This is a genomic window from Pseudomonas oryzihabitans (assembly GCF_014522265.1).
In the GTDB taxonomy this organism is placed as follows: Bacteria; Pseudomonadota; Gammaproteobacteria; order Pseudomonadales; family Pseudomonadaceae; genus Chryseomonas; species Chryseomonas aestiva.
The window spans coordinates 786,754-808,019 of the sequence record NZ_CP017024.1 but is presented as its reverse complement, the minus strand read 5'-3'; the positions used below and the strand labels follow the sequence as shown (position 1 = coordinate 808,019).

17 protein-coding genes and 2 pseudogenes are annotated in these 21,266 nt (G+C 67.1%); 12 read left to right on the top strand and 7 right to left on the bottom strand.

The window, feature by feature from the left end:
• Nucleotides 1–9 precede the first annotated feature (9 nt).
• A complete protein-coding gene (locus BGI51_RS03755; protein ID WP_007161686.1) occupies nucleotides 10–477 on the top strand; it encodes a chemotaxis protein CheW in 468 nt (155 codons plus the stop codon).
• Here the strand turns inward: BGI51_RS03755 and BGI51_RS03750 are convergent.
• From BGI51_RS03750 to BGI51_RS03740, 3 genes are all read right to left on the bottom strand, one after another.
• Nucleotides 474–1,133 (bottom strand): HAD-IA family hydrolase, encoded by a 660-nt coding sequence (locus BGI51_RS03750; RefSeq protein ID WP_187980358.1) that lies wholly within the window; start codon nucleotides 1,131–1,133, stop codon nucleotides 474–476. The genes BGI51_RS03755 and BGI51_RS03750 overlap by 4 nt on opposite strands.
• Nucleotides 1,134–1,200: 67 nt before the next feature.
• Nucleotides 1,201–1,929: a 16S rRNA (uracil(1498)-N(3))-methyltransferase gene (locus tag BGI51_RS03745; RefSeq protein WP_187980357.1), complete on the bottom strand. Its 729-nt coding sequence runs from the start codon at nucleotides 1,927–1,929 to the stop codon at nucleotides 1,201–1,203.
• Nucleotides 1,930–1,942: 13 nt separating this feature from the next.
• Nucleotides 1,943–3,343 (bottom strand): adenosylmethionine--8-amino-7-oxononanoate transaminase, encoded by a 1,401-nt coding sequence (locus tag BGI51_RS03740; protein WP_133861439.1) that lies wholly within the window; start codon nucleotides 3,341–3,343, stop codon nucleotides 1,943–1,945.
• Nucleotides 3,344–3,516: 173 nt separating this feature from the next.
• Here BGI51_RS03740 and BGI51_RS03735 point away from each other — a divergent pair, with 173 nt between their 5' ends.
• The 7 genes and pseudogenes from BGI51_RS03735 to BGI51_RS03705 all read left to right on the top strand — a co-directional run bounded on the left by BGI51_RS03735 (nucleotide 3,517) and on the right by BGI51_RS03705 (nucleotide 13,332).
• Nucleotides 3,517–5,094, top strand: a complete 1,578-nt coding sequence (locus tag BGI51_RS03735; RefSeq protein ID WP_187980356.1) for a flavin monoamine oxidase family protein — start codon at nucleotides 3,517–3,519, stop codon at nucleotides 5,092–5,094.
• Between the two features lie 173 nt (nucleotides 5,095–5,267).
• Nucleotides 5,268–5,821 (top strand): annotated as a pseudogene (locus BGI51_RS03730) (cytochrome b).
• Nucleotides 5,822–5,856: 35 nt separating this feature from the next.
• Nucleotides 5,857–6,435 (top strand): YceI family protein, encoded by a 579-nt coding sequence (locus BGI51_RS03725; RefSeq protein ID WP_059313566.1) that lies wholly within the window; start codon nucleotides 5,857–5,859, stop codon nucleotides 6,433–6,435.
• A 347-nt stretch (nucleotides 6,436–6,782) separates the two neighbouring features.
• On the top strand, nucleotides 6,783–7,976 hold the full coding sequence (locus BGI51_RS03720) for an efflux RND transporter periplasmic adaptor subunit (RefSeq protein ID WP_187980355.1): 1,194 nt from the start codon (nucleotides 6,783–6,785) through the stop codon (nucleotides 7,974–7,976).
• A 12-nt stretch (nucleotides 7,977–7,988) separates the two neighbouring features.
• A pseudogene (locus BGI51_RS03715) lies at nucleotides 7,989–11,125 on the top strand (efflux RND transporter permease subunit).
• A gap of 1 nt (nucleotide 11,126) precedes the next feature.
• On the top strand, nucleotides 11,127–12,626 hold the full coding sequence (adeC, locus tag BGI51_RS03710; protein WP_187980354.1) for an AdeC/AdeK/OprM family multidrug efflux complex outer membrane factor: 1,500 nt from the start codon (nucleotides 11,127–11,129) through the stop codon (nucleotides 12,624–12,626).
• A gap of 118 nt (nucleotides 12,627–12,744) precedes the next feature.
• Nucleotides 12,745–13,332: a YajG family lipoprotein gene (locus BGI51_RS03705; RefSeq protein WP_133861433.1), complete on the top strand. Its 588-nt coding sequence runs from the start codon at nucleotides 12,745–12,747 to the stop codon at nucleotides 13,330–13,332.
• 60 nt (nucleotides 13,333–13,392) lie between these two features.
• Here BGI51_RS03705 and BGI51_RS03700 read toward each other — a convergent pair whose 3' ends face one another.
• The gene (locus BGI51_RS03700; RefSeq protein WP_187980353.1) at nucleotides 13,393–14,553 is read right to left on the bottom strand and encodes a 1-acyl-sn-glycerol-3-phosphate acyltransferase; all 1,161 of its coding nucleotides are present in this window, start codon (nucleotides 14,551–14,553) and stop codon (nucleotides 13,393–13,395) included.
• Between the two features lie 107 nt (nucleotides 14,554–14,660).
• Between BGI51_RS03700 and BGI51_RS03695 the strand changes: the two genes are divergently transcribed.
• From BGI51_RS03695 to BGI51_RS03685, 3 genes are all read left to right on the top strand, one after another.
• Nucleotides 14,661–14,843 carry a CPXCG motif-containing cysteine-rich protein gene (locus BGI51_RS03695; RefSeq protein ID WP_017639858.1) on the top strand — a complete coding sequence of 61 codons (183 nt, stop codon included), beginning with the start codon at nucleotides 14,661–14,663 and terminating at the stop codon, nucleotides 14,841–14,843.
• Nucleotides 14,843–15,103: a putative signal transducing protein gene (locus BGI51_RS03690; RefSeq protein ID WP_133861431.1), complete on the top strand. Its 261-nt coding sequence runs from the start codon at nucleotides 14,843–14,845 to the stop codon at nucleotides 15,101–15,103. The genes BGI51_RS03695 and BGI51_RS03690 overlap by 1 nt, the downstream gene beginning before the upstream one ends.
• Before the next feature lie 183 nt (nucleotides 15,104–15,286).
• Nucleotides 15,287–15,904: an SOS response-associated peptidase gene (locus tag BGI51_RS03685; protein WP_187980352.1), complete on the top strand. Its 618-nt coding sequence runs from the start codon at nucleotides 15,287–15,289 to the stop codon at nucleotides 15,902–15,904.
• A gap of 87 nt (nucleotides 15,905–15,991) precedes the next feature.
• On the opposite strand, the gene BGI51_RS03680 is transcribed toward BGI51_RS03685, so the two are convergent.
• Entirely contained in the window at nucleotides 15,992–18,121 is a 2,130-nt protein-coding gene (locus BGI51_RS03680) for a methyl-accepting chemotaxis protein (RefSeq protein ID WP_187980351.1), read from the bottom strand.
• Between the two features lie 161 nt (nucleotides 18,122–18,282).
• Here BGI51_RS03680 and BGI51_RS03675 point away from each other — a divergent pair, with 161 nt between their 5' ends.
• Nucleotides 18,283–19,104 carry a M48 family metallopeptidase gene (locus BGI51_RS03675; protein WP_187980350.1) on the top strand — a complete coding sequence of 274 codons (822 nt, stop codon included), beginning with the start codon at nucleotides 18,283–18,285 and terminating at the stop codon, nucleotides 19,102–19,104.
• A gap of 129 nt (nucleotides 19,105–19,233) precedes the next feature.
• Here the strand turns inward: BGI51_RS03675 and BGI51_RS03670 are convergent, their stop codons facing one another.
• Together BGI51_RS03670 and BGI51_RS03665 are read right to left on the bottom strand one after the other, a co-directional pair.
• A complete protein-coding gene (locus tag BGI51_RS03670; protein ID WP_187980349.1) occupies nucleotides 19,234–20,235 on the bottom strand; it encodes a class I SAM-dependent methyltransferase in 1,002 nt (333 codons plus the stop codon).
• Between the two features lie 29 nt (nucleotides 20,236–20,264).
• Entirely contained in the window at nucleotides 20,265–21,224 is a 960-nt protein-coding gene (locus BGI51_RS03665; protein WP_187980348.1) for a 2-hydroxyacid dehydrogenase, read from the bottom strand.
• Between the last annotated feature and the right edge of the window lie 42 nt (nucleotides 21,225–21,266).

Genomic DNA, 21,266 nt, shown 5'->3' with positions numbered 1-21,266 from the left:
GAATTCCCCATGTCGACCGCCGCTCCCGCCGAACACCTGACCGGTCTGCTGCTGACCCTGGCCGATCGTACCCTGCTGCTGCCCAACGCGGCGGTCGCCGAGCTGGTGCCCTGTCGCGAGATCCGGCCGCTGCCGGTGCAGCCGGACTGGTGCCTGGGCCAGGTCGCCTGGCGCGATCTGCGCCTGCCGCTGATCAGTTTCGAAGCGCTGTCCAGCGGCAGTGCCGCGCAATTCGATGGCGATCGCCATGCGCGGGTGGCCATCCTCAACGCCCTGGGTGGGCGTGAGCGGGTGCGCTTCCTGGCGCTGCTGATCCGCAGCATTCCGCGCTCGTTGCGCATCACCCCGGAGCTGGTCGCCGCCGAGGTGCCCCTGGCCGCCCTGGAGCTGGGCGCCGTGGCCTACGAAGGCGGCACGGCGCGCATTCCCGATCTGATCGGCGTAGAAGAACGGCTGGCCGCTGCTGGTGTGTTCTAGGACTGCCGGGTGAGGCGCATCTTGCCGTTTTCATCCAGGCTGACAGCGACTCCGCGGTAATCCGCCAGGGTCGGCAGCCCTAGGTCCAGCGGCTGGCGATGGGTCGCGGTGATGGCCACGGCATCGGCGCCGGCCGCCTTGGCCGCGGCAAAGCCGGCGTGGGCATCCTCGAACACCAGGCAGTCGCCGATCGCCACTCCCAGCTTGCGCGCACCCGCCAGGAAGCAGTCCGGCGCGGGCTTGCCCTGGGTGACGTCTTCGGCGCAGATCATCACCGGCGGCAGGGCCATGCCGGCCGCGGCGAGCCGCACTTCCGCCAGCCGGCGCGAGGCCGAGGTGACCAGCGCCCAGCTGCCGGCTGGCAGACTGGCGAGAAAGGCCGCCGCGCCGGGGATTTCCTGGATGTCGGCGACGTCGGCGATCTCCAGTTCGGTGATGGCGCGGGTCTCGGCGTCGATGTCCGCGCCCGCCGGGGCGAAGCGTTGCACCGTTTCCACCGCCCGCACTCCGTGCATCACGGCGAGGACGTCCGCCGGATCGAGGCCGTGGCCGAGTGCCCAGGTGCTCCAGGCGCGTTCGGCGGAGGCCACGCTGGTGAGCAGGGTGCCGTCCATGTCGAACAGGAAGGCGGCGTAGGGGCGAGAGGGCAGGGTCATCCGGGGCTCCAAAACTATCCGTGGGGAAAGGGGCGGACCACTGCGGGGCAGCGGTCAGGGGGGCGGCTCAGGGGGTCTGGAAATCACCCCAGAGTTGCTGGGCCACGCTCAGGGCCACCACCGGGGCGGTCTCGGTGCGCAGCACCCGCGGCCCCAGGCGGGCCGGCTGGAAACCGGCGGCGCGGGCAGCCGTGACTTCGGCCTCGCTCAGGCCGCCTTCAGGACCGATCAGCAGGGCCAGGCGGGTAGGCCGGGCATGGCTTTCCAGAGGCTCCGCCACCGGGTGCAGGACCAGCTTGAGATCGGCGTCCAGCGCGGCCTGCCAGTCGGCCAGCAACTGCGGCGGATGGATCAGCGGCACCGTGGAGCGACCGCACTGTTCGCAGGCGCTGATGGCGACCTGGCGCCAGTGCTGCAGGCGCTTGTCGGCGCGCTCGTCCTTGAGGCGCACCTCGCAGCGTTCGCTGACCAGCGGGGTGATCTCGGCCACGCCCAGTTCGGTGGCCTTCTGGATCGCCCAGTCCATGCGCTCGCCGCGGGACAGGCCCTGGCCGAGGTGGATGCGCAGCGGCGAATCGGGTTGGCCGGGCAGTTCCTCGGTCAGCTCGACGCTGAGGGTCTTCTTGCCCACCGCGGTGACCTGGCCGAGGTATTCGCGGCCGCTGCCGTCGAACAATTGCATGGCATCCCCCGGCGCCAGGCGCAGCACGCGGCCCAGGTAGTGGGCCTGGGCCTCGGGCAGGTCGAGGTGGCCGAGGGCCAGGGGCAGGTCGAGGTGGCAGCGGGTTAGACGCATGGCGGACTCCAGATCAGCCGGGATCGCGGTGGTTGGGGTGCAGGTCGCTCAGGGCGACGCTGACCGAGGTGCGGGTGGCAAGCTCGATGCCTTCGCTCGCCACCTCGGCGAGGAAGTCGATCTGCTCGGGGGTGATGACATAGGGCGGCAGGAAGTAGACCACGTTGCCCAGGGGTCGCAACAGGGCGCCACGGGAGAGGGCGTGCTGATAGACGGCGAGACCGCGGCGCTCCTGCCAGGGGTAGGGCGTACGGCGGGCCTTGTCGGCGCTCATCTCGATGGCCAGGGCCATGCCGGTCTGGCGCACCTCGCCCACGTGGGGATGATCGACCAGGTGCGCGGTGGCCTCGGCCATGCGCCGGGCCAGGGGCTTGTTGGCCTCGATGACGTCGTCCTGGGCGAAGATGTCCAGGGTCGCCAGGGCGGCGGCGCAGGCCAGCGGATTGCCGGTGTAGCTGTGGGAATGCAGGAAGGCGCGCAGGGTGTGGTAGTCGTCGTAGAAGGCCTGGTAGACCGCATCGGTGGTGAGGCAGGCGGCCAGCGGCAGGTAGCCGCCGGTGAGGGCCTTGGACAGGCAGAGGAAATCCGGACGGATGCCGGCCTGCTCGCAGGCGAACATCGTCCCGGTGCGACCGAAGCCCACGGCGATCTCGTCGTGGATCAGGTGCACGCCATAGCGATCGCAGGCCTCGCGCAGGAGGCGCAGATAGACCGGGTGGTACATGCGCATGCCGGTGGCGCCCTGGATCAGCGGCTCGACGATGACCGCGGCGACGCTGGCGTGGTGCTCGGCCAGGGTGCGCTCCATGTGCGCGAACATCTGCCGCGAATGCGCTTCCCAGTCCATGCCCTCGGGGCGCAGGTAGCAATCGGGACTGGGCACCTTGAGGGTGTCCAGCAAGAGACCCTGGTAGGTCTCGGTGAACAGCGCCACGTCACCCACCGACATGGCCGCGACCGTCTCGCCGTGGTAGCTGTTGGTCAGGGTGACGAAGCGGCGCTTTTCCGGCTGGCCCACGTTGCGCCAGTAGTGGTAGCTCATCTTCAAGGCCACCTCGATGCACGAGGAGCCGTTGTCGGCATAGAACACCCGGTCGAGGCCGGCCGGGGTCAGGGCGACCAGGCGCTCGGACAGTTCGATCACCGGCTGGTGGCTGAAGCCGGCGAGGATGACGTGCTCCAGCTGGTCGACCTGGGCCTTGATGCGCTCGTTGATGCGCGGATTGGCGTGGCCGAAGACATTGACCCACCAGGAACTGACGGCATCCAGGTAGCGCTTGCCGTCGAAGTCCTCCAGCCAGACGCCTTCGCCACGGCGGATCGGGATCACCGGCAGCTGCTCGTGATCCTTCATCTGGGTGCAGGGGTGCCAGAGCACCTCCAGGTCACGGCGCATCCAGTCGTGATTGGTCATTGGCGTCTCCTGGCGGCGGGCCCGGCGATAAAAAGGGGGCGCAAGCCTAAGCCAGGGCGCGCGACGGGAGCAAGGCGCGGGCCGATTGCCGGTCATGGCGCCGTCTGGTTGCCCCGGGGCCGCTGGCGTATGCTGCGCCACCGCCGTTTCCCGGTCCCAGGAGTCTAGAAAAGATGTCGTCGCGTTGGACAGGTTTTACCGTCTGCTTGGCAGCCGGCGTATTCGCTACCAGCCTGAGCGCAGGCGCTGCCGAGAAGGCCCATAAAGAGACGCACAAGGCGCCGGAAAAGGCTACCGCGGCACCCGTAGCGCCCAGTGGTCCCTCGGTGATCGTGGTCGGTGCCGGCATGGCCGGTCTGGCCTCGGCCTATGAACTGCAGCAGGCCGGCTGGAACGTGACCCTGCTGGAAGCCGGCGCGCGCGTCGGCGGTCGTTCCGGTCTCGCCTCCAGCGAATGGATCGGCGACACCAAGGCCCAGCCGGTGCTCAACCACTACCTGGACACCTTCAAGCTCAAGACCGTGGACGCGCCGTCCTTCGTGCGCACCCCGGGCTATCTGATCGAAGGCCAGTACTTTTCCCAGGAAGACCTGGCGCAGAAGATGCCGGCCGTGGCCGATGCCCTCAAACGCGTCGACAAGTCCCTGGACGATCTGGCTGCCGCCATCAGCGATCCGCTGCAGCCGACCGCCACCCCGACCCTGCACGCCCTCGACCAGATCAACGCCGCCACCTGGCTGGACAAGCAGAATCTGCCGCCGGTGGCGCGCCAGCTGATCAACCAGCGCATCCGCGTCCGCTACGACGAGCCCTCGCGGCTGTCGCTGCTCTATCTGGCCCAGCAGACCCGCGTCTATCGCGGCGTCGACGACAAGGACCTGCGCGCCTCCCGTCTGCCCGGTGGCAGCGAGGTGCTGGCCCAGGCCTTCGTCAAGCAGATCAAGACGATCAAGACTGACAACAAGGTCTCCAGCATCGTCCAGGACAAGGATGGTGTCGTGGTCAAGGCCGGTGCCACCGGCTACAAGGCCGACTACGTGGTGATGGCGGTGCCGCTGCGCGCCCTCGGCCAGGTGCAGATGACCCCGGCGCTGGATGCTACCCAGCAGGCGGCGATCAAGGGCACCACCTATGGCTGGCGCGACCAGATCCTGCTCAAGTTCAAGACCCCGGTGTGGGACAGCAAGTCGCGCATGAGCGGCGAGATCTACAGCGACCAGGGCCTGGGCATGCTGTGGGTGGAGCCGGACGTCAAGGGCGGCGCCAATGTGCTGGTTAACCTGGCCGGTGACAGCGCGCGTCTGGTGCAGGCCTTTGGCGACAAGCAGATGGTCGATCAGGTGCTGATCCGCTTCCACGCCTTCTATCCCAAGGCGCGGGGTGCCTTCTCCGGCTACGAAGTCCGTCGCTACAGCCGCGATCCGGGCGTGGGCGGTGCCTACCTGGCCTATGGTCCGGGCCAGATCACCCGCTACTGGCGGCTGTGGGAAAAGCCCGCCGGCCGGGTGATCTTCGCCGGCGAGCACACCGATCCGCTGCATCCGGGCACCCTGGAAGGCGCCCTGGCCAGCGGTCAGCGCGCTGCCGGTCAGGTCCGCGATCTCAAGGCCGGCAAGGCCGTGGTGCCGGTCGTGGCCAGTGCCAAGACCGCTGCCCAGCCGGCTGCTGCGCCCAAGGCCGCCGCCGCTGCGCCGGCCAAGGACAGTGGCGAGCACGGCTTCTTCTGGAAGCTGTTCCACTGGTCGTTCTGATCCCTGCCTGAGCCCGGGCGCTGCCATCGCGCAGCGTCTGGGTCGGAGCGGACGGGGCCTTCGCGCGCCGTCCGATCCATCGATTCCTTCGATATTGATTCGATACTTTTTCCGCTTTCCATCGATACGTTTGCGGCTAGGCTTAGGCAAAGCTTTTTCAGGAGAGAAAAGCGATGCACTGGCGCAACGATGGCCTTCGCTACGGTCTGGTAAGTCTGGTTCTGCATTGGGTCATGGCCCTGGCGATCGTCGCCATGTTCGCCTCCGGCCTGTGGATGCGCACCCTGGACTACTACGACACCTGGTACCACACCGCCCCGAACTGCATAAGAGCGCCGGCATCCTCTTGCTGATCGCCCTGGTGCTGCGCCTGCTCTGGCGCCTGGTCAGTCCGCCGCCGCCGGTGGAGGGCAGCCCCCTGGTGCGCCGCGCCGCCGGTGCCGGGCACTTCCTGCTCTATGGGCTGATGCTCAGCGTCATGGTGGCCGGCTATCTGATCTCCACCGCCGATGGCGTGGCCATCGATGTCTTCGGCTGGTTCAAGGTTCCGGCGACCCTGAGCGGCCTGCCGGATCAGGCCGATACCGCCGGCAAGATCCACCTCTGGTTCGCCTGGACGCTGATCGTCCTGGCCGGTCTGCACGTGGTGGCCGCGCTCAAGCACCATTTCGTCGACCGCGACGGCACCCTGGTCCGCATGCTCGGTCGGGTCCACACTCCTTCCTGATGTTCGCTTCCCACCACCACCTGGAGCTCCATCCAATGCTGAAGAAAACCGTTGCCGCCCTGGCCCTGGGTACCGCTCTGCTGGGCGCTGGCCAGGCCATGGCCGCCGACTACAAGATCGACAAGCAGGGCCAGCACGCCTTCATCCAGTTCCGCATCCAGCACCTGGGCTACAGCTGGCTGTACGGCACCTTCAAGGACTTCGACGGCAACTTCAGCTTCGATGCCAAGGATCCGTCCGCCGACAAGGTCAAGGTGACCATCAACACCGACAGCGTCGACACCAACCACGCCGAGCGTGACAAGCACCTGCGCAGCGCCGACTTCCTCAACGTCGCCGCCCATCCCCAGGCCAGCTTCGAATCGACCAAGGTCACTCCCACCGGCGATGGCACCGCCGACGTCACCGGCAACCTGACCCTGAACGGCGTGACCAAGCCGGTCACCATCAAGGCCCACTTCATGGGCGAGGGCAAGGACCCGTGGGGTGGCTACCGCGCCGGCTTCGAGGGCACCACCACCCTCAAGCTCAAGGACTTCAACATCCAGAAGGACCTCGGCCCGAAATCCCAGGAAGTGGAATTCATGCTGTCCTTCGAAGGCGTGCGCCAGTAACGGGACGCCCGCAGGTTGTAACCAAAGATGCCGGATTCGTCCGGCATTTTTATGCCTGGTCGTTTTTGCCGACGAGGCGGGCGACACCGGGATTCCCCGGCAGAACTCGCCTCCCGCCTCATGGTCTGCTACCGAGGTCGGTCGCACTGGCCTGACTTCTGTCGGCATAGCCATTTTCACGAGACGTCGGAGTAGCCGGCGAGATACCCGAGTAAGGCGCTTGGGTTATTTACAAACAGTCGTGAACGTAAGTATATTTGTCTGATAATAATTCCTATGCTCGAGCCGGTGCGGATCCACAAGGCGCGCTGCGCATGCTCATTTCCCCGCTTTCAAGGACTTTTGATATGCAGATCAAGCCGGCGCATGCCTTTTTCGCTCCCGCCCTGCTGGCCGTGGCCCTGGCCCTGGGTGCCTGCGGCAAGCAGGACAACAAGGACCAGCAGCAACAGCAGCAGAAGCCCCCGGAGGTCGGGGTGGTGACGATGCAGCCTCGCACCGTCACCCTGACCGACGAATTGCCCGGGCGCACGTCCGCCTTCCGCATCGCCGAGGTGCGGCCGCAGGTGAGCGGCATCCTGCTCAAGCGCTATTTCACCGAAGGCGCCGACGTGAAGGCCGGTACCCAGCTCTATCAGATCGATCCGCGTACCTACGAGGCCAACGTCAATTCCGCCAAGGCCTCCCTGGCCCAGGCCCAGGCGACCCTGGCCTCCAACCGGCTCAAGGCCCAGCGCTATGGCGCCCTGGTCAAGGAGCAGGCGATCAGCAAGCAGGAAGCCGACGATGCGCTGTCCATGCAGCGGCAGAACGAAGCCCAGGTGGAATCGGCCAGGGCCGCCCTGCGCAACGCCGAGATCAACCTGGCCTACACCAAGGTCGCCGCGCCCATCTCCGGGCGCATCGGGCGCTCGATGATGACCGAAGGCGCCCTGGTCACCGCCGACCAGACCAGCGCTCTGACCAGCATCACCCAGCTCGATCCCATCTATGTCGACGTGACCCAGTCCGCCACCGATCTGCTGCGCCTGCGCCGCGAGCTGGACAGCGGTCAGCTGCAGAAGGTGCAGGGCGAGAACGCCGCCCAGGTCAAGCTGATGCTGGAAGACGGCACTGCCTACAGCCGTCCCGGCAAGCTCAAGTTCGCCGAGGTTTCGGTAGACCAGGGCACCGGCTCAGTGACCATCCGCGCCGAATTCCCCAACCCCGACAAGCTGCTGCTGCCCGGCATGTTCGTGCGTGCCGAGCTGCAGTCCGGCGTGCGCCAGAATGCCCTGCTGGTGCCGCAGCAGGGTGTGACCCGCGATCTCAAGGGCCAGCCCACCGCCATGGTGGTCAACGGCGAAGGCAAGGTCGAGCAGCGGATCCTCAAGACCGAGCGCACCGTCGGCGCCGAATGGCTGGTCACCGACGGCCTCAAGGCGGGTGACAAGGTCATCACCGAAGGTCTGCAGAAGATCAAGCCGGGTGCCACCGTCACCACCAAGCCGGCGAGCAACATCGCCTCCGCCGAGCAGAAGCCGGCGGGTCAGGGTCAGTAAGGGGAGCGCCTGATGTCCAAGTTCTTCATCGACCGGCCCATCTTCGCCTGGGTAATCGCCCTGGTGATCATGCTCGCCGGCATTCTGTCGATCCTCACGCTGCCGATTAACCAGTACCCGAACATCGCCGCTCCGGCGGTCTCGATCCAGGTGAGCTACCCGGGCGCCTCGGCGCAGACGGTGCAGGACACCGTGGTTCAGGTCATCGAGCAGCAGATGAACGGGATCGACAACCTCAGGTACATCTCCTCGGAGTCCAACTCCGACGGCAGCATGACCATCATCGTGACCTTCAACCAAGGCACCAATTCCGACATCGCCCAGGTCCAGGTGCAGAACAAGCTGCAGCTGGCGACGCCGCTCCTGCCGCAGGAAGTCCAGCAGCAGGGCATGCGCGTCGCCAAGTACCAGCGCAACTTCATGATGGTGGTGGGCCTGGTCTCCATGGACGGCTCCCTGACCAAGGAAGACCTGTCCAACTACATCGTCTCCAACATGCGCGATCCCATCGCGCGGACCAGCGGTGTGGGCGACTTCCAGGTATTCGGTGCCCAGTACGCCATGCGCATCTGGCTGGATCCGCAGAAGCTGGTGAAGTACCAGCTCACGCCGGTCGACGTCAGCAGCGCCATCCAGAGCCAGAACGTGCAGATCGCCTCCGGTCAGCTCGGCGGCCTGCCGGCGGTGCCGGGGCAGCAGCTCAACGCCACCATCATCGGCAAGACCCGCCTGACCAGCGTCGAGGAGTTCGGCAAGATCTTCCTCAAGGTCGACCAGAGCGGTGCCCAGGTGCGCCTGCGTGACGTGGCGCGGGTCGAGCTGGGTGGCGAGAACTACTCCATCGATGCCCAGTTCGACGGCAAGCCGGCCTCCGGCATGGCGCTGCGTCTGGCCACCGGGGCCAATGCCCTGGACACCGCCAAGGCGGTCCGCGCCACCATCGAGCGCCTCAAGCCGTTCATGCCGCCGGGCATGGAGGTGGTCTATCCCTATGACACCACCCCGGTGGTGACCGCCTCGATCCATGAGGTGGTCAAGACCCTGGGCGAGGCGATCCTGCTGGTGTTCCTGGTGATGTTCCTGTTCCTGCAGAACTTCCGGGCCACCCTGATCCCCACCATCGCCGTCCCCGTGGTGCTCCTGGGCACCTTCGCGGTGCTGCTGGCCGCCGGTTTCACCATCAACATCCTGACCATGTTCGGCATGGTGCTCGCCATCGGCCTGCTGGTGGACGATGCCATCGTGGTGGTGGAAAACGTCGAGCGGGTGATGGCCGAGGAGGGGCTCTCGCCCAAGGAGGCGACGCGCAAGTCCATGGGCCAGATCCAGGGCGCCCTGGTCGGTATCGCCCTGGTGCTGTCGGCGGTGTTCGTGCCCATGGCCTTCTTCGGCGGCTCCACCGGGGTGATCTATCGCCAGTTCTCCATCACCATCGTCTCCTCGATGGTGCTCTCGGTGCTGGTGGCGCTGATCCTGACCCCGGCGCTGTGCGCCACCCTGCTCAAGCCGGTCAAGCAGGGGCACCACGAGAAGCGTGGTTTCTTCGGCTGGTTCAACCGCAAGTTCGAGAGCGGTCAGCACCGCTACGAGCGCAGCGTGGCCGCGGTGATCCGGCACAAGGTGCCCTTCCTGCTGCTGTACCTGCTGATCGTCGGCGTCATGGTGTTCCTCTTCACCCGCATCCAGTCGTCCTTCCTGCCGGAAGAGGACCAGGGCGTGATCTTCGCCCAGGTCACCACGCCGCCGGGCTCCAGTGCCGAGCGGACGCAGAAGGTGCTCGACACCATGCGAGAGATGATGATGAAGAACGATTCGAGCGCGGTCAGCTCGATGTTCACGGTCAACGGCTTCAACTTCGCCGGTCGTGGTCAGAGCTCGGGTCTGGCGTTCATCCAGCTCAAGCCCTGGGAACAGCGCCCGGACGCCAAAGATGGCGCCAGCGCCGTGGCCGGTCGGGCCATGGGCTACCTGTCGGGCATCAAGGACGCCATCGTCTATGCCATCGTCCCGCCGGCGGTGCTGGAGCTGGGTAACGCCACCGGCTTTGACTTCTACCTGCAGGACCAGGGCGGCATCGGCCACGAGGCGCTCATGGCCGCGCGCAACCAGCTGCTCGGCATGGCCGCGCAGAATTCCAAGCTGGTGCAGACCCGTCCCAACGGCCTCAACGACGAGCCGCAATTCAAGCTCATCGTCGACGACGAGAAGGTGCGCGCCCTGGGCCTGTCGCAGAGCGACGTGAACCAGACGCTGTCCATCGGCTGGGCGTCCAGCTACGTCAACGACTTCATCGACCGCGGTCGGGTGAAGAAGGTGTACCTGCAGGGCGAAGCCAGCGCGCGGATGAATCCCGAGGACTTCAACAAGTGGTACGTGCGCAACAGCGCCGGCGAGATGGTGCCGGTATCGGCCTTCGCCCGCGGTGAGTGGATCTACGGCTCGCCCAAGCTGGAGCGCTACAACGGCATCTCCTCGCTGGAGATCCTCGGCTCCGCGGCGCCCGGCTACAGCACCGGTGACGCCATGGCCGAGATTGAACGCATGGCCAAGGACCTGCCGCAGGGCGTGGGTATTGCCTGGACCGGTCTGTCCTACGAGGAGCGCCTGTCGGGCTCCCAGGCGCCGGCGCTCTATGCGCTGTCGCTGCTGGTGGTGTTCCTCTGCCTGGCGGCGCTGTACGAGAGCTGGTCGATCCCGATCGCGGTCATCCTGGTGGTGCCGCTGGGGTGGTGGGGGCCCTGCTGGCCACCTACTTCCGTGGCCTGGCCAACGACGTCTTCTTCCAGGTCGGTCTGCTGACGACCATCGGCCTGGCGGCGAAGAACGCCATCCTGATCGTGGAATTCGCCAAGGAGCTGCACGAGGGCGGCAAGAACATCGTCGATGCGGCGGTGGAAGCCTCGCGCATGCGCCTGCGCCCCATCATCATGACCTCCATGGCCTTCATCCTGGGCGTGGTGCCCCTGGCGATCTCCTCGGGCGCGAGTTCCGGCAGTCAGCACGCCGTGGGTACCGGCGTGATCGGCGGCATGCTCACCGCCACGATCCTGGCGATCTTCTGGATTCCCATGTTCTATGTGGTGGTCAGCAGCCTGTTCAAGGACAAGGCCACCAAGGACCAGGAAGCCCATGGCAAGGAAGGACACTGATATGAAGAAGTCTGTCTTGGCGGTGGTCGTGAGCATGCTGGCCGTGTCCGGCTGCAGCCTGATCCCCGATTACCAGCGACCCAATGCGCCGGTGGAGAACGCCTGGCCCCATGGCCAGGCCTACGATGCCCTGACGGTCAATCGTGACCAGCAGGCAGCCGACATCGGCTGGCGCGATTTCTATCGCGACCCGGCCCTGCAGCAGCTGATCCAGCTGTCGCTGGACAACAACCGCGACCTGCGCCAGGCCGCGCTGAACGTGCGCCTCTACCAGGCGCAATACCGCGTGCAGCGCGCCGAGCTGTTTCCCGACATCGCGGTCAGTGGCACCGGGACCCGTACCCGCCAGCCGGAGGACCTGAGCCAGGTCTCCGCCATTCGCGAACTGCTCGCCGGCAACAGCGCCAATGGCGCGGGTGGCAGTGGTGGCAGCATCAGCAGCCAGTACAGCGTGACCCTGGGGTTCACCTCCTATGAGCTGGACCTGTTCGGTCGCCTGCGCAGCCTCAGCGAGCAGGCGCTGCTCAACTACTTCGCCACCAGCGAAGGACGCCGCAGCACCCAGATCTCGCTGGTCTCGGAAGTGGCCAACGCCTACTACGCCTGGCTCACCGACCAGCGCATGCTGCAACTGACCCGCGAGACCCTGGCGGCCTATCAGCGCTCCTACGACCTGACCCGCCAGACCGTGGAGAACGGTGTGGCCAGCGGCCTGGACCTGCGCCAGTCGCGCACCGCCCTGGAAGGGGCGCGGGCGAATCTGGCGCAATACACCCGCCAGGTGGCCCAGGATCGCAATGCCCTGGCCCTGCTGCTGGGTACCTCGATCCCGGCGGAGCTGCCGCAGAGCAAGGGGCTGGACGGCACCGATCTGCTCGCCGACCTGCCGGCCAACCTGCCGTCGGATCTCCTGCAGAAGCGTCCGGACATCCTCCAGTCCGAGTTGCAGCTGCGCGCCGCCAACGCCAACATCGGCGCCGCCCGGGCCGCCTTCTTCCCGCGCATCAGCCTGACCGCCCAGGGCGGCACGGCCAGCCGGGACCTGAACGGCCTGTTCGACGCCGGTTCCGGCTACTGGACCTTCTCGCCGAGCATCAACATCCCGATCTTCACGGCCGGCAGCCTCAAGGCCAGCCTGGATGCGGCCAAGATCCAGAAGGACATCAACGTCGCCACCTACGAGAAGTCGATCCAGACCGCCTTCCGCGAGGTGGCCGATGCCCTGGCGGCGAAGGGCACCTACGACGACCAGTTGCAGGCCCAGCAGGACCTGGTGCAGGCCAGCCAGGAGTACTACGACCTGGCCAACCTGCGCTATCGCCAGGGCATCGACAACTACCTCACGGTACTCGACGCCCAGCGCTCGCTGTACAGCGCCCAGCAGCAGCTGATCACCGATCGGCTCAACCAGCTCAACAGCGAGGTCACCCTGTACAAGGCGCTCGGTGGCGGCTGGCTGGAACGCAGCCAGACCCGGCCGCCGCTGGCGGCCAAGCCGTAACGCCTGATCTGAACGACGCCGGCCCCGTGCCGGCGTTTCCCTGTCCGGAAGGCCGGTCTATCGACGCCGCTGGGGGGCTGGGTATACTGCCCCCTGTCCCTTTCTTCGGAGTCTCTGCATGCGCTATCGCCTGTTGCTCGGCCTGCTCGCCGCCACTGGTCTGACCCTGGCCGGCTGCGCCAGCAGCCCTCAGCAATTGAGTCCGCAACCCCAGATCACCGCGCCCATCGCGCCGGTCGGCCAGGGCCAGCCGGTCTCGGTCCGGGTAGTCGACGGCCGTTCCTCCTTCACCCTCGGCACCCGCGGCGGTCTCTATCCCGACACCAGCGTGGTGGTGGTGCAGACTCAGGATGTGATTCCCAAGCTGCAGGCCGAAGCCGAGAAGGCCGTACGTCAGATGGGCTTCACCCCGTCGCCCAATGCCGGTCCCGGTGCGCCCCAGCTGACCCTGACCCTGGCCGAACTGAACTATCAGTCGCCCAAGGAGCTGTACGTCACCGCGTCTGACGTCGCCGCGGCCTTCCAGGTCGAGGTGCGCAACAGCCAGCGCGGCTACAAGGGTCGCTATGGCGCCAGTCTCAACCAGCGCTTCGGCATGGCGCCCAACGCCGAGGCCAACACCAAGCTGGTCAGCGATGTGCTGAGCGATGCCCTGACCCGGGTGTTCAAGGATCCGACCGTGGTGCAGGTGCTCAGCGGCCACTGAGCCGCGACCGTCCACAAAAAAGCCCGGCTCGTGCCGGGCTTTTTCATGAGCGCGCCTGGGCTATTCCAGACCGGCCAGGACGCGGTACTTGTTCAGCACCGGCTGGGCGTACTGGCGCACCAGTTGCTCTCGGTACTGCGCCGGACACTCGGCCAGTCGCCTTTCCCATTCGCTGCGGGCGACCGCGATTTCCTCGGCGGGAAACAGGCTGTCCACCGCGGGCACGGCCAGGTCCGGATCGCGGCCCTCCCAGGCGGCATAGGCCAGGTAACTAGCCGGGAACAGCCGGTAGTTGCCGAGAATCTGCCGGTCCATTTCCTGGGCCAGCGCCTTGGCATCCTCGAACTCACCCGTGACCGGCTCGCCAAAGGCCACGTGCACCCGGCCCTTGTAGCCGGTGATGCCCCGGGCGATGCTGACGTCGTCTTCGCCCGGCGCCTTTGCATAGCTGCCGGTGGTGGCGCGGGTGTGCAGTTCACGGGCCTTGGCCTGGTCGCAGGGATCGAATTCGTAGCTGATGGACACCGGTACGATGTTCAGCGCCTTGACCAGCTCGGCGAAGGGCTCGTCCTTGCAGCTCATGTGGAACATCTTGAGGATGGCCGAATCGGTGCGATCGTCGCCGTCCTTGGCCCGGCCCTCGGCCTGGGCGATCCAGATGGACTGGCCGTCCTGGCGGATCGAGTGATTGATGTAGGCGGACAGATTCTGGTACGCCGCCAGCTTTTCGCGCCGGCCGCTGATGGAGCGGTGCACGATGAAGCTCTTGTTCAGCCGCATCAGGTCGCTGACGAAGGGCTTCTGCAGCAGGTTGTCACCGATGGCGATGCGCGGCGTTGGCAGACCGGCGTGGTAGACGGCATAGTTGACGAAGGCCGGGTCCATCACGATGTCGCGGTGGTTGGCCAGGAACAGATAGGCGCGGCCGCTGCGCAGCTGGTCGATGCCGGAGTAGGTAACGCCGTCCGAGGCCTTCTCGATGGCGCGATCCACATAGGGTTCGAGTTTGTCCTGCAGCGCCGCGACGCTCTGGATACCACTCAGTTCCTGGCGCAGGCGGGTGCGCAGCAGGGGGCGCACGACCCAGCCGAGTCCCTTGGACAGGCGCGGGAACCGGTAGCCGGCGAGGATGCCGATGAAGTGGTCGTCGTCGATCAGGCGGGCCAGAACCCCGGGGACTTCCGCGTCGTTATAGGGTCGAATGGCTTCGAACTCGCCCATGGTGTTCTCTTGTAGAAATTCCGGCGGCCATAGTAGTGGGCGTGGCGCCAGATGCAAGCGCCAGGGGCCGGATGGGCGGCAGGTTGGCGGTCAAGGAGTGCAGGCAGATGCTGGAAAGCCAGGAATACGATTGCCCTTATTGCGGCGAACCGGGCGAGGTGGTGCTCGACCTCAGCGGCGGTGATCAGGACTACTACGAAGACTGCGAAGTCTGCTGCCGACCGATCCGCTTCGGCCTGCATACCGATGGCGAGGACTGGAATCTCGAGGTTCGGCGGGAGGATGACTGATGCGCCGCATCTATGAGCCGGGGTCACTGCACGAGGGCGAACTGCTCCTGGCGGTACTCGCCAGCGAGGGCATCAGTGGCTTCCTCGCCGGTCGCCACCTGCTCGGTGGCATCGGTGACCTGCCAGCGGCAGGATTGCTCGGCCTGCTGGTCGACGACGAAGAGGCCCAGCGCGCGCAGGCGCTGATCGCCGCGTACAATGCCGCCACGCCTTTGCCGGGAGAGGATCCCTCCCCCGAACAGGGCATCCTCGTCTGCTAGGTTCTATACGAAAAGTGCCTACGCATCGGTGATGCTTCGTTGAAAAACGCCTGGCACGCCAGCCCGGTCGTAATACTCATTTACCACTTGTAAACTCGTTCGCGAGCCCGATCCGCTTCCTCAGCTTTTCGCCTCGCCTGACCTTCGCTCGGCGACTTTTCGTAAAGAACCTAAAAGGTTTTCATGTCCGGACGCTACGCCTTGTTCCGCTGGCCCGCCGAATTCGCTGGCTTGCCGGGATTCCCCGAAAAGCATCCGCCGCGCTGGAACATCTCCCCTCATCAGCAGGTGCTGCTGCAGCGGCGGACCGCGGATGGCGAGCGGGTCGACAGTGGCCGCTGGGGACTGACCCCACCCTGGCTCACCGATCTCTCCCGCACCCCCACCCATGCCCGCGCCGAAAGCCTGGCCACCCAGCCGATGTTTCGCGAGCCCTTTCGCCTGCGGCGTTGCCTGCTGCCGGCCAACGGCTTCTATGAATGGCGCGGCAACCACCGCAAGCGCCCCTATTGGATGCTCAACGGCGAACCCCTGGCCTGGTTCGCCGCGCTCTGGGAAGCCTATCCGGCCGGGGATCAGCTCTGGCTGTCGGTGGCCATGGTCACCCAGGCCGCCGGCCCGTTGCGGCGGCCCATCCTGCTCGATGAAGCGGGGCGTGCCCTCTGGCAGGATCCGGACAGCACGCCCGAAGCCCTGCAGGCGCTGCTGGCCGCGGGCGGCATGCCGCTGCGCGAGCGGGTGCTGGCCGACATCGTCAACCGGCCCGAGGTGGACGGGCCGGAGTGTCTGACGCCGCTGTAGCGCCTAGACGTCAAAGCGCGCTGCAAGTCCCTGGGCCAGCCCTCACCCCAGCCCTCTCCCAGAAGGAAAGGGGAACGGAGTAGAGAGCTAGACCCGGAACCGCCCCGCCAGCTGGCGTTGCTGCTCGGCGAGTTCGCGCAGCTGCTGGCCGGCTCGGGAGGCGCTGTCGGCTTCGCCGTGGACCGCCTGGGCGCTCTGGCCGATGTTGACTACGTTGCGGTTGATGTCCTCGGCCACCGCGCTCTGTTCCTCCGCCGCACTGGCGATCTGCAGATTCATGCTGGTGATCTCGCTTACCGCCGCCAGGATGGTGTCCAGGGCGTGCCGGGTGGCCTCGGTCTGGGCGACCTGGGTGCTGGTCTGGGCACCGCTGGCCTGCATCACCGTCACCGCTTCGCGGGTACCCTGCTGCAGGCGCTGGATCATGCTCTGGATCTCGCCGGTGGCCACCTGGGTCTTTTGCGCCAGGTTGCGCACCTCATCGGCCACCACGGCGAAGCCGCGACCCTGCTCACCGGCGCGCGCCGCCTCGATGGCGGCGTTGAGCGCCAGCAGGTTGGTCTGCTCGGCGATGCCATTGATGGTGGTCAGGATGGAACCGATGTTCTCGCTGTCCTCGGCGACCCGGCGGACCTGCTCCACCGCGCGCTCGATCTCCTGGGCGAGGGCGGCGCTGCTGGCGACGTTCTGCTGCACCAGGCGCTGGCCCTGGTTGACCGCGCCGTCCGCCTCGGTGGCAGCCCGCGCCGCGCGACCGGCATTGCCGGCCACGTCCTGGGCGGTGGCGGTCATCTCCTGCATGGCGGTAGCCAGTTGCTCGATCTCCTGCAGCTGGCGCTCCACGCCGTCGCGGGTGCGCTGGGCGATATGGGAGGTGTGCTCGGCGGCCGAGGCCACCTCGCCCACCGAATGGATCAGTTTGCCGATCAGGCTCTGCAGCGAGGCCAGGAAGCGGTTGACGCCGCCGGCCATGGCGCCGACCTCGTCGCGGCGCTCGGTGGCGAGGCGCTGGGTGAGGTCTCCGTCGCCCTGACCGATGGCGTCGAGCATGGTCACCATCTGCCGCAGCGGCAGGGCGATGCGCAGGCTGATCAGCCAGAGCACCAGCAGACCGGCGCCGGCGACCGCCAGGCCTACCAGTAGCATGCCGATCACGTCCTGGTGGCGTTGGCTGCCCAGGGTGTCCTTGAGGCTGTAGAGGTCGGCCAGCACGGCTGTGCGGGGCAATTCGATGATCAGCGTCCAGACCTGGCGGTTGTCGCCGGCGAAGCGCAGCGGCAGATAGACCTGATAGCGCTCGCTCTGGGCGTCGAAGCGACGGGTGACGCCTTCGCCCAGGTCCTTGAGGCCGGCCAGGGTCGCCCCCAGCGCCGGTTCGGCCGGTTTGCCCAGCTGGCTGGCGTCGGCGGTGTAGGCCACCAGGGTGCCGCGCCCGGCCACCAGGGCCATGCGGCCCACGCCGCCATAGAGGCGGCCATTGGCCTTGACCAGCTGCCGCTGGATGAAGTCCAGCGGCACGTCGGCACCGACCACGCCCTTGAAGGCACCGCCGACCAGGATCGGCACGTTGAAGGAGGCGATCAGCACCTGCTGTTCGTTGACCGTGTCGGGCATGGGATCGAGCACGCAGGTGGTGCGATTTTCCCGCGGACAGAGGTAGTACTCGCCTTCGCGCACGCCCGAGGGCAGACGGGTCTGGCTTTCCACGGTCGGGCCGATCGGTTCCACCGTCACATCGCCGTCGAGGGTCTTGTGCCACCAGGGGGTGAAGCGCCCCTGCTCGTCGTAGCCGGCCGCGGCGTCGCCCCGATGGCGGTCGTCCTGGCCATCGATGGCATTGGGTTCCCAGACGATATAGAGGCTGAGCAGACCGGACTGGCGCTTCAGACTCTGGCCCAGCAGGCGTACCAGACTCTGGCGATCCAGCTCGACCTGCTGGTCGCCCGGACTGCCCATGGCCACGCTGAGTTGCGCCAGCTGATTGGCCAGTTGCAGAGGGACGTCCAGCTGGCGTTGCAGCTGATTGCCCACCGCCTCGGCCTCGGCCGTCAGCCGGGCTTCGGCGGCGGTGGCGGCCAGCGCCTCGGTGTGGCTGTCGACCAGGGCGCGGGTGCGCTGACCGGCGAACAGGGTATAGGCGATCAGGGCAGCGACCACCGCCAGGATGCAGGCCCCGGCCAGCAGGGTGATGGAGGTGCGGATGGAGCGGGAATTCATGGGGGACTCCGGGAACGTTCGATGCCGGGGCTATCGGCGGTGACGCCTATCCATTGAGGCCTCCGGTCGCCTGGCAGGAGAGCGTTGCCGGGCGTTACCGGACGTTGCCGGGTCTGACGCCCCTCTCTAGACTGTATCCGCCTCGATACCTGGAGATTCCCATGCGCCGTATCCTTCCCCTCGCAGGCCTGTCCCTGAGCCTGCTGCTGGTCGCCTGCCAGACCGTCAACACCACCTCGGGTGGTGCGGTCGGGGTGCAGCGCAAGCAGTACATGTTCAGCATGCTGTCCGAGCAGCAGGTCAACCAGATGTACGCCCAGTCCTATGCCAAGACGGTCAGCGAGGCCAAGTCCGCCGGCAAGCTGGCCAATGACAGCGCCGACGGCAAGCGCGTCGCCGCCATCGCTAAGCGCCTGATCCCGCAGACCGCGGCCTTCCGCCCGGATGCGGTGAACTGGGACTGGCAGGTCAACCTGGTGCAGAGCGACGAACTCAACGCCAACTGCGGTCCGGGCGGCAAGATCTTCGTCTACAGCGGGCTGATCGATCAGCTCAAGCTGACCGATGACGAACTGGCGGCGGTGATGGGCCACGAGATCGCCCACGCCCTGCGCGAGCACAGCCGCGAGCAGATGTCGCGGGCCTATGCCATCCAGATGGGCGAGAACCTCGGTGGCGCCCTGCTGGGCGTTGGCCAGGGCGGCATGCAGCTGGCCGACCAGGTGTCCCAGGTGGCCCTGAGCCTGCCGTTCAGCCGCGGCAATGAGAACGAGGCCGACCTGATCGGCCTGGAGCTCTCGGCGCGCGCCGGCTACAACCCCAATGCCGCCATCACCCTCTGGCAGAAGATGGCCCAGGCCAGCCAGGGCAAGCAGCCGGCGGAATTCCTCAGTACCCACCCGTCCGACGCCAACCGCACCAAGGCCCTGCAGGCGGCGATTCCCAAGGTGATGCCGCTGTACGAGGCGGCGAAGAAGGGCTGAGGTTTTGGGTTGGCAGAGGAGGTTTCCCTCACCCCAACCCTCTCCCAGGGGGAGAGGGGGCGGCTCTGGCGCCGAGGTATAGCCGTAGGTTGGGCTGAGCGCAGCGAAGCCCAACAGGGCTCGGTGTCGCTACCGTCGCCGGGCGCTGTAGACCTTGAAGCCGTCGCGTTCCGCCAGGGTACGGCAGTTGCCGAAGGCCGCCTTGATCAGTGGCGGATAGCGCAGGAAGCTGTTGGCCACCAGGCGCAATTCGCCGCCGGGCTTTAGATGACGCACCGCCTCGGCCAGCAGGGTCTCGGTGGTGCGGTAGTCGGTCTTCACGCCGCTGTGGAAGGGCGGATTGCTGACGATGGCGGCGAGGCCGGTGGGCGCCGCGGCGATGCCATCACCACTGATCACCGTTCCGCTCAGACCGTTGGCCGCCAAGGTCCGGCGGCTGCTGGCCACGGCGAAGGCGTCCACGTCGAGCAGATGCAGGGTGCTGGCGGGATAGCGGCGCGCCAGGGCGGCGCCGACCACGCCGGCGCCGCAACCGAAGTCGAGCACCGCACCTTCGGGCAGGCCATCCAGTTGCTCCAGCAGCAGCGCCGTGCCCACATCCAGCCGGCCATGGCTGAACACGCCCGGCAGGCTGAGTATCTCCAGCTTCACCCCCGCCCGCTCCAACAGGTGACGTTGCAGCCAGGCGTCCGGCTGCGGATCGGCCGAGGTGCGCGGTCCCTGCACCAACCACAGCTGGCAATGGCGGGCACTGTCGAGCTTGCTGGCCTGACCGAAGGCACCCAGCTGGCGCGCGGCGCGTTCGATACCGGCCTTCTTTTCGCCGACCAGAAAGAGACTGCCTTCGGCCGGCAGGCAGCGAGTCAGGGCGGTGAGCAGGAAGTCGGTGGCCTCGCGGGACTTGGGCAGAAACAGCACGGCACTGGCGAAGTCGCCCGCCGGCGGTTCGATCCCCAGGCTGACGCGACCCGGATAGCGCCGGACCAACTGTTCGGCCTCGCCCGCATGCCAGCTCCAGCCGCTGGCCGCGGGCAGGGTGCCGAGCAGGTCATCGGCCGGCAAGCCGGCGAGCAGCAAGGCGCCGCCAAAGCGCTCGGGGTGACGGAGGAGGACTTCGCTGCGCGGATCCATGGGGCTACCTGGCGAAAAAAGCGCGAACTTTAGCAGACCACCCGGTGCGGCGTGCCGGCGAAATGGCCCTCGGCATTGGCGGCGAGCTGGCCAATGATCCGTTGACGCGCCTCGCGACTACCCCAGGCGTTGTGCGGGGTGACGATCAGTCGCGGAATGTCGCCGGCTAGCAGCGGATTGCCGTCACGCGGGGGCTCCACGCTGAGCACATCGGTGGCGGCGCCGGCCAGGTGGCCGCGCCTCAGGCAATCGGCCAGGGCCTGTTCGTCGACGATGCCGCCGCGTGCGGTGTTGACCAGGAAGGCCGTGGATTTCATCGCCGCCAGTTCCGCCGCACCGATCAGGCCGCGGGTCTGCTCGGTCAGCGGGCAGTGCATCGTCAGGGCATCCACCTGGGGCAGCAGCTCGGCCAGCGGCAGGCTGCCGGGACGCGCCGGGCGACCGGGCAACTGGCCCACCAGGGTCTGCATGCCGAAGGCTTCGGCCAGGCGCTTCACCGCGCTGCCCAGCTCGCCGAGGCCGAGCAGGCCGAGGGTCTTGCCTTCCAGCTCGACGATGGGGTGGTCGAGCAGGCAGAACTGGCTGGCGGTCTGCCAGCGACCGGCACGGACGTCTGTCTGGTAGTCCGGCAAGCGGGTCGCCAGGGCCAGCAGCAGCGCCAGGGTGTGCTGGGCGACCGAGGCGGTGCCATAGCCCTGGCAGTTGCAGACGCGCACGCCCTGGGCGCGCGCGGCTTCCAGGTCGATGTTGTTGGTGCCGGTGGCGCTGACCAGTACCAGCTTCAAGTCCGGGCAGGCGGCCAGGATGGCGGCGTCCAGCACCACCTTGTTGACGATGGCGACCTGGGCGCCGGCCAGGCGCGTCGCGACCTCGTCCGGGGCGCTCGCCGGATGGAGTTCCAGCTCGTCGAACACCGCGCGCAAGGGCGCCGGGTCCAGATCGCCGAGGTCGAGAGAGGCATAGTCGAGGAACACGGCGCGAACGGGCATGACGACTCCAGCGGAAAAGGGAAGGGAGGTCCGAGCCTAGCA

Bases quoted from the DNA above. Each gene is read 5' to 3' on its own strand.
- BGI51_RS03725 (WP_059313566.1), top strand. From the start codon at position 5,857: ATGCTGAAGAAAACCGTTGCCGCCCTGGCCCTGGGTACCGCTCTGCTG.
- BGI51_RS03670 (WP_187980349.1), bottom strand. From the start codon at position 20,235: ATGGATCCGCGCAGCGAAGTCCTCCTCCGTCACCCCGAGCGCTTTGGC.
- BGI51_RS03720 (WP_187980355.1), top strand. From the start codon at position 6,783: ATGCAGATCAAGCCGGCGCATGCCTTTTTCGCTCCCGCCCTGCTGGCC.
- adeC (WP_187980354.1), top strand. From the start codon at position 11,127: ATGAAGAAGTCTGTCTTGGCGGTGGTCGTGAGCATGCTGGCCGTGTCC.
- BGI51_RS03745 (WP_187980357.1), bottom strand. From the start codon at position 1,929: ATGCGTCTAACCCGCTGCCACCTCGACCTGCCCCTGGCCCTCGGCCAC.
- BGI51_RS03695 (WP_017639858.1), top strand. From the start codon at position 14,661: ATGCTGGAAAGCCAGGAATACGATTGCCCTTATTGCGGCGAACCGGGC.
- BGI51_RS03700 (WP_187980353.1), bottom strand. From the start codon at position 14,553: ATGGGCGAGTTCGAAGCCATTCGACCCTATAACGACGCGGAAGTCCCC.
- BGI51_RS03665 (WP_187980348.1), bottom strand. From the start codon at position 21,224: ATGCCCGTTCGCGCCGTGTTCCTCGACTATGCCTCTCTCGACCTCGGC.
- BGI51_RS03750 (WP_187980358.1), bottom strand. From the start codon at position 1,133: ATGACCCTGCCCTCTCGCCCCTACGCCGCCTTCCTGTTCGACATGGAC.
- BGI51_RS03680 (WP_187980351.1), bottom strand. From the start codon at position 18,121: ATGAATTCCCGCTCCATCCGCACCTCCATCACCCTGCTGGCCGGGGCC.
- BGI51_RS03675 (WP_187980350.1), top strand. From the start codon at position 18,283: ATGCGCCGTATCCTTCCCCTCGCAGGCCTGTCCCTGAGCCTGCTGCTG.
- BGI51_RS03735 (WP_187980356.1), top strand. From the start codon at position 3,517: ATGTCGTCGCGTTGGACAGGTTTTACCGTCTGCTTGGCAGCCGGCGTA.
- BGI51_RS03705 (WP_133861433.1), top strand. From the start codon at position 12,745: ATGCGCTATCGCCTGTTGCTCGGCCTGCTCGCCGCCACTGGTCTGACC.
- BGI51_RS03755 (WP_007161686.1), top strand. From the start codon at position 10: ATGTCGACCGCCGCTCCCGCCGAACACCTGACCGGTCTGCTGCTGACC.
- BGI51_RS03685 (WP_187980352.1), top strand. From the start codon at position 15,287: ATGTCCGGACGCTACGCCTTGTTCCGCTGGCCCGCCGAATTCGCTGGC.
- BGI51_RS03740 (WP_133861439.1), bottom strand. From the start codon at position 3,343: ATGACCAATCACGACTGGATGCGCCGTGACCTGGAGGTGCTCTGGCAC.
- BGI51_RS03690 (WP_133861431.1), top strand. From the start codon at position 14,843: ATGCGCCGCATCTATGAGCCGGGGTCACTGCACGAGGGCGAACTGCTC.